This is a genomic window from Caballeronia sp., assembly GCF_028292365.1.
GTDB lineage: Bacteria > Pseudomonadota > Gammaproteobacteria > Burkholderiales > Burkholderiaceae > Caballeronia.
The window spans coordinates 1-2,732 of sequence record NZ_JAQGMM010000142.1; the positions used below are offsets into that span (position 1 = coordinate 1).

Annotated in this window: 4 protein-coding genes; all 4 read right to left on the bottom strand. The window is 60.7% G+C overall.

The annotated features are described in order from the left end of the window. Positions 1-87 precede the first annotated feature (87 nt). Positions 88-252 carry a type II toxin-antitoxin system HicA family toxin gene (locus tag JWR14_RS08860; RefSeq protein ID WP_299704643.1) on the bottom strand — a complete coding sequence of 55 codons (165 nt, stop codon included), beginning with the start codon at positions 250-252 and terminating at the stop codon, positions 88-90. A gap of 105 nt (positions 253-357) precedes the next feature. Continuing rightward, entirely contained in the window at positions 358-1,080 is a 723-nt protein-coding gene (gene mtgA, locus JWR14_RS08865; protein ID WP_299704647.1) for a monofunctional biosynthetic peptidoglycan transglycosylase, read from the bottom strand. A gap of 59 nt (positions 1,081-1,139) precedes the next feature. After that, on the bottom strand, positions 1,140-2,000 hold the full coding sequence (gene aroE / locus JWR14_RS08870; protein WP_299704650.1) for a shikimate dehydrogenase: 861 nt from the start codon (positions 1,998-2,000) through the stop codon (positions 1,140-1,142). Next, the coding region (locus tag JWR14_RS08875; protein ID WP_299704653.1) for an RNB domain-containing ribonuclease at positions 1,997-2,732 on the bottom strand (736 nt) is incomplete at its 5' end. The genes aroE and JWR14_RS08875, both read right to left, overlap by 4 nt.

Sequence of the window (2,732 nt, forward strand, 5' to 3'; positions counted from 1 at the left end):
CCGGCAATGTCCGGCACGATCACGCCGTACACACTGCCTTTGTCTTTATGAATCGCAACGGGAAATTCCATATCTTTCACCATGCCCTTATAAGCCAGCCGATTTCAGGATGCTTCTCAACGTCCCTTGTGGAAGGTCGTGCTTCGGATGCGGGACAGTCACCAGCCCTGGTTTTGTAGGGTGTTTAAAGTGGTGGTGACTTCCTTTTGTCCTGATCAAGCTCCATCCATCCGCTTCCAGCTTCCGGATCACGTCTTTTTAATTCATAGATGTTCCGGCCATAGATGTTCCGGCGTATCAATGCTTGGCGAAAGCTGGGCTCGCGCACAAACAGCGCAACCGGTTCGCCAACGCCCTTCAATGCGGCAATTCCGCCGCCCCCATCCGCCGCGCAATCACCCCTGCCCGCTGCGACAAATAAGCGGACCCGCGATGTTCATCGAAGTATTTCGGTCTCGGCAACATTACGGCGAGCCGCGCCGATTGCCACGCGGTCAGTTTCGATGCCGTCGTCTTGTAGTAGTAGTGCGCCGCCGCTTCCGCGCCGTACACGCCGTTGCCCCACTCCACGGAGTTCAGGTAGATCTCGAAGATGCGTTCCTTGTCCATCCAGAGTTCGAGCATCGATGTGATGACAAGCTCCTGCGCCTTCCTCACATAACTCTTTTCCCGCGATAAAAACAGATTACGCGCCAGTTGCTGCGAGATAGTCGAACCGCCCGCGACAATCTTGCCGCGCGCCTTATTCTTCTCCCAGGCCTGCAGGATGGCGTCGGTTTCGTAACCGTTGTTATTGACGAAGTTCGCGTCCTCGGACGCAATGATCGCGCGCTTCAGGTTGCGCGAAATCTGGTCGTACGGAATCCACGTGCGCTGAATAGAAAGATCGGGGCGATCCTGCGCAAGCCGCCATGCGTCCGAACGCATGAACGCCGTCGATGAGGGATTGACGACCGTATAAATCCCGACCATCGCGAAGAAGTAGACCTGCGTGGCAATGGCGGCAATCGCCATGACCGAGATGCCGTAGACAATCCACCGAGCCGGCCCGAGACGAACGGGCGATTTTGTTCTTGTCATCGTGCTTCTTCTATTTGGAACGAATCGGAACGCAACGTCGCGCGAAACCACGCGCTCAACTAAACCTTCGCCGATAACTCCAGCCGCAACGCGCGCAGCACAGCACCGCTGTCCGGGCGCACCCCGCGCCACAGGAAAAACGATTCGGCCGCCTGTTCGACGAGCATCCCGAGGCCGTCCGCCGAACGCGCGCCGAGGCTTTCCGCGTGGCGCATGAACACGGTCGGCTGCGCGCTATACATCATGTCGTAGGCGAGCGTGCCAGGGCCGAACGAACCGTTATCACAATCAGGCAGCGAGTCGTCGAGACTGCCAGCCGTCGCGTTGACGATGACATCGTAGGGACCCGCTTCCACGCAATCCGCAGCACCGCCGGAGAAACGCACATGCGCGGCGTGGGCGGCATCGGAGAAATGATTGACGAGTTGCTGCGCCTTCGATGCCGTCCGATTAGCTATCGTCAGCGCCGCCACGCCGCCATCCAGCAGGGGCAGCACGACACCGCGCGCCGCGCCGCCCGCGCCCAGCAACAACACGCGCGCGCCCTTCAAACCAACGCCCAGATTTCCTTCGATATCGCGGACAAGGCCCACTCCGTCGGTGTTGTCGCCGAGCACGCCATCAGCGTTGAACCCCAGTGTGTTCACCGCGCCCGCGGCAGCGGCGCGCGGCGTGAGCGTTGTGGCGAAGGCATGCGCGTCGAGCTTGAACGGCACTGTCACGTTCATGCCACGACCGCCGGATTCGACAAACGCGCGGACATCGTCGGCGAATGCGCCGATGGTTCCCAACACGCGCCCGTATTCAATCGCCTCGCCAGTCTGCTCAGCAAAACGCGCGTGGATCCACGGCGATTTGCTATGCGCAACCGGATTGCCGATCACCGCATACTGGTCCCGAGACACCAAGCCCGAAGTCATCGCGTAGGCTCCGTCGTGTCGGGCGTGCTTTCGCCAGCGGGTTCGTCGGTGGCAGGTTCTCCGTCCGTGGCAGGTTCGCCTTCCGGCGCGGCACCTTCACGCACCGCTTCCGCCTGCGCCTCAGCTTCGCTCTCGGCGCTCAAATCTTCCGCTTCGATCAACTCTTCTTCGGCCTCGTCCTGCTGCGCCTCTGCGTCTTGCGCCGACGTCGGAGCAGGCGCATCGATCACATGCAGCAAACGGCACGACGCTTCGACCGTGAGTTCATCGAGACTCATCACATCCAGCATCACCTTCGTTCCACGCGCGTGCACGCCAAGACCGGGCACATGCAGCATCAACGGGATTTCATCGAGGCGCACGAGATCGTCTTTCACCACCGACGCCGCCACGTGCTTCTTGCCCTCCTGCTTCAGCCAGCGCAGGCACCAGAAGTACTCCATGCGCCGTTGATAATCGGCATACGCGGAATATTGGTCATCGAAACCCTGAACAACAGCGAACAGATCAGCGTCTTTCGGCTTGAACGGCGCGACAAGCGCAGCCGTCACGCCGTGCCGAACGCATGCGAGCAACTGCCATTGATTGACCAAGTCAACGTAGCGACGCAACGGCGACGTGCTCCACGCGTATTGCGCAACACCCAGCCCTTCGTGCGGCGCGGGCGTGGTCTGCATGCGCGTGCGCTTCGGACCCGGCGCGCCGAATCCGCGTTGCGACCGATAGATCCCC